The organism is Cyanobacteriota bacterium (assembly GCA_027618255.1).
Classification (GTDB): Bacteria; Cyanobacteriota; Vampirovibrionia; order LMEP-6097; family LMEP-6097; genus JABHOV01.
In genome coordinates this window covers 1-4,441 of sequence record JAQCFG010000097.1, presented here as the reverse complement: position 1 = coordinate 4,441, position 4,441 = coordinate 1, and the positions used below count along the sequence as shown (strand labels likewise).

Below are 4,441 nucleotides of genomic sequence, written 5' to 3'. Positions count from 1 at the left end.
ACTGTATTCAAGCATACTTAAGACGAACATCAAGAGGATGAGTCGTTTGATACTTTGTTGTTCGATGCCACCAAAGTCAGCCTTGCGCTCTTCAAGTAGGTTTATTAAGACTAAGTCGGTTACATCTTCTGGTATTTCATCTTCTGGTATTTCATCTTCTGGTATTTCATCTTCTGGTATTTCGTCTAGGATCTTGCGAGCTTCTATTTTAAGATCTTTGATACCATCAATTAGGCTTTTGTCTTTCATCGAATCAGCACTACCAATGATAGTTTCTGTTGTGCCATTGTCAAGCTTGTTCGTTTCAAAACCGTAGAGGATCTTAGAGATTGCATCTATTTTGGCTTGGCTAGTGGGGCTATTGATAAATTGAGGATCTAGTACTTTTCTTAGTATTGTATTGTTATCAAATTTAATGTCTTCATGAATGTCACCAAGATCTTCAATATCATCAAGTAAAGGAATCAGCATTTGAGATATTTCGCCTGCTCTTTCAGTGCTAGCGCCAGCAGCAAGCTCCGCTTGCAGTGTCTGAGCTAATTCAGCTTGCAAGACTTGTTTGGTGATAAGAGCGTTTTCTAGTTGATTGAGTTTTTGGGCTTTGTCATAAGAGCTGCCAAATATATTAGTGACATCGTTTGCAAGACCATCTATTTTGTCGATAACTGTTTGGATGCTATCAAAATCATTTGTACCATCACCATTCAAATCAAAACTAGTGCTAATGAGAGCGTCATTGAGCTTCGCTTGGATATTATTTAATGAATCATTGTTAATTAAGTTAGTGCTAAAGTCTTTTGAGAGTGCTTTCTCGTATCTCTTTAAACGTTGTTCGAGTTCATTATCGGGGATTACTTCTCCATCAATACGCATAGCTTCAATTACGACGTCTTTTTTGGCATTAAGGTGTACTAGCAGGCCATCGATGCCAATTTGGTTTGTCTTACCATCAAGTAAGGCTTGTGCTGTTATTTTTGCAGCACTGACTTGGGCGCGAGCGTTGTCTCGCTGGATTCTTGCATTGTTGATGCTATTGGGTCCATTGCCATTAAGAATATTAATGAGTCCGTTTAGCTCGCTGATTCTATCGTTATCAAGAGGTGTTGAATTAAGAAGATCGGTTCTTTCAGTGACATAATTGGTGTGTTGAGTCGTTCTATTAGTAAGCTCAATAGTTGCTGATGATATTTGGCTATTGAGACTAGCAAGGCTAGGGTCGGTACCAGCTTCTATTGCTTGAAGTCTTGTTTGAATCTCTTCTAAATTCGTTGTGCGTAAATAAGTATTTCGCTTGTCAGCTTTAACTGCGGTCTCTAAAGTCTCTAAGGCACGGTCAATCGAGTCTACAATGTCGTTCCAAGTTGTTTCGCGAGTACCGTTGTTTTCGTCAGTACCGTTGTCAATTAAGCCTTGAAGACTAGCAATGCTAGTTTGGATCTCATCGAATGTGCCGGCAGGAGCGTTTATCGCATCAATCTGTCCCCGTAAGGAGTCTAGATTGATTTGATTCTTGAAATTCTCCGTTTCATAATCTAGGTTGTTTCTTTCTACAAACTTTTTGATTGATTTGATTGATTTTTCTAGACTTGGATCAACAAAGATTTTGTTACTTGCTATTTCCGGCTTGCTCGTTCCAAGCCTGGTTATGGCAGCTTCTACGTCTTGAAGAATATTTTCCGCATCATTGCCTAAATTACTATTTGTTGATAAGTTCTTTACGAATAGTGATGTTGTTTTGGCGTCGTCAAGGGTGTCTCTGGCGCTAATATGGGTATTAAAAAAGTTACTTATAGTAGTTCTAAAAATTCTACGTAATTGATTGAAAAATACTTCCCCTGCAGTTTCAAGAGTTGGTGTAATGTTAATTTGTTTATTAATATCATTGATGATTTTGGCATTGTCCTTAATCCAAGTCTCGTCTGGTAATTTCTTTTCATTGATTAGGTTGTTAACCTTGAGAAGGATTTGATTACCAATAGCAGCAATAGCAGCAGAAGAAGCTGTTGGAGAGACTTGTGGGGGAGCTAATTGATTATCTTCCGGTAATGAACCATCTTCACCAGGAGTTGCTAGTTTTTTGTTGGCAAATTGAGCGTTGATTTTACCGGATTCAAGGGTTTCACTGGCATAAAGCGCAGCGTGAGCATTTTGGGTTCTGACAACTGTGTTAATGATTTCAGTAAGAGCCTCATTATCGATCTGTGCTTTGTCTGCTTCACTGATCTCGCCAAGTCGCAGGAAGTCATGATTATTATAAGCTGTTTTGATTCCTGTAATTATAGCTTGTGAATCTGCTATTGAGTTTGAGGCAGGATCGATGAGTTTGGTTTGATCTTTAATTGCATTAAGATCATTAGCAATAGTTTTGTTGATTACGATGGCTGCTCCGTTGCGGATAGCTTGCTCTGCGATATCAGCATCTGCTACTAGTAAAGTATTTTGAACTAATGCAATGTCTTTATTAATAGCGGTTAGTTTTTTGGTGTCAGTGGTGCTAACTCTTAGAGCTTCAAGTTGGCTAAGAGTAAAAGTCGCTCTTGATCTTAGCGTCTTTGCTTGCAGCCCGGCATCATTAGTTGTAGAGCTCTTAATTAAACTATTTATTTTTGCTTTTATTTCAGTTTTTCTTTGAAGCTCTGTGTTCGGGTTTTCTGCTTCTATTTCTAGTCTTGAGATGATTGCCTTGGTTTTGGCGAGTTGTTTGTTTTTTGCTTGAAGCCAGCTAGTGAGATTATCAAGGTGTCTTGTCTGAAATTCTTGCAGGGAGTTGATTTCTTGGTTGAGTCTTGCAATTTCATCTGTATCTGTAGTTGCAGCTTTTTGTGTGAGCAAATGCTCCATTAGTAATATAGGATTGTCTCTAACAAAATCTTCAAAATTGCTTATTGCTAATTTATTGTAGCCAGAACCTAATAGTTGAGCTGCTCCCTTTGCAGCAGCAGTGATTTTATCTCCGGTGCCCTCAAATACTTTGCCAGCAATTGAATTATCAAAATCATCAGCCTTGCCTTTGAGCACATCTAATAAACTACGTTGGTCTTCATAGTATTTTGGTGTGTATTCGATTAAGTCACGTGTAAATAATTTTCTAAAGGTCTCTTCATGTGTTTTTTTATAAAAGCCTGCTGCAAAGTCCATAAATTCTCTTATTGTCAAGAACTTAGTGAGAAAACCCTTTTGAGTTTTTATGCCTGATAGTTCTTCTTTGAGTTCTGCGTCTATCGTAGCGTCACTAGAACTGAATTTCTCTGCAATGATTGCCTCAATAAGGGCTGGATCCAGTAATAATCGACCACTTTGGAATTTAGTAGTTACTTGCCGACCTATTTGAGCAACTTCGTCCCATTCTGCACCTGGTGTTTTAGCTTCAAGTCTTTCTTTTAAAAAATCAAGAGTGAATTCAACAGCCTGTTCTTGACTATTCGCGATTTTGGCTGCTTGCCCTTTGCCAAAGTCTAAGAAGTATTTGGTGCTTTCTGTAGTGTCAGTTTCAGACATACCACTATTAGAAAAAGTACCATCATCATCATCAAGCAGATCGAAGATTTCAGAATCGAGTCTTTGTACATCATGCTGGAAATTAGTAAATAAAGTTTCAATCAATCTACCAATAGCATCCTCACTTGTCAGTAATTCATGAATGATATTTTCAACGTCTTCAGCAGTTGAATCTTCGTTATTAGCAACGGCGGTGATTTCATCTAAGATGCTAAGTCCGGCATCACCCGCTACAACACCGCCTTGGTCTTCTGATTTATTAATTAAATCAAGTAAACTAGAGATATTACTGGTAATATCGTTTCGTAATCGATCAAAGTTGTCTCTTAAAGTACCTTCGATTTGTTGTAGTCTTTGTCCGCTATCTTGAAAATAAATTCTCTCAACAGTTTGCCAGGCACGCGCGTTTGAGCTTTTTTCTATACTGTAAACTCCTAAATCTAATTGATAATTTTCTTCAGACTCAGGATCGTCAATGTCAAAAGTTTTGTAGCTACCACCTTCAGTGCCAGTTACTTGATTTAATAAGTCATATAGGGCCGAGGCTTTATCAGTGATTTGACCACTAATAATTTCTGAGCCTAATACGGGTTTTGATCGAGGATCCGAACTTACCATGTGTGAATTTAAGCAAGTTGGGGTTAAGAAGCCATTAAATCAGCTTAATAGCTTGGTCACTAGCAAAAATAGCTTGATATTTGCTAAAATGATGCTAAGGACACGCTGAAAACGAAGTTTTTTAGTCGGGTCCATGAAAAAGGTTCTGAGCTTGCAAAGCATGTGTCAGATAAGGGTTGAGACTTTGCTTTTTTCAATGCATCCTTAAACAATGGATAATCTAAAAGACCACTGCACCTATGTTTTAGCTTGTCCCAGAGATGATGGGACTATAGCTGTTTTGTGCAGAACCAATGGTACTAGTCCTGGTCCTGCTATGTGCAAT

1 protein-coding gene is annotated in these 4,441 nt (G+C 38.3%); it reads right to left on the bottom strand.

All coding sequences use genetic code 11. From position 1 onward, the window contains the following. Positions 1-4,116 (bottom strand): hypothetical protein (locus O3C63_09485; GenBank protein ID MDA0773154.1); only part of this gene is annotated, 4,116 nt, incomplete at its 3' end. Positions 4,117-4,441 lie beyond the last annotated feature (325 nt).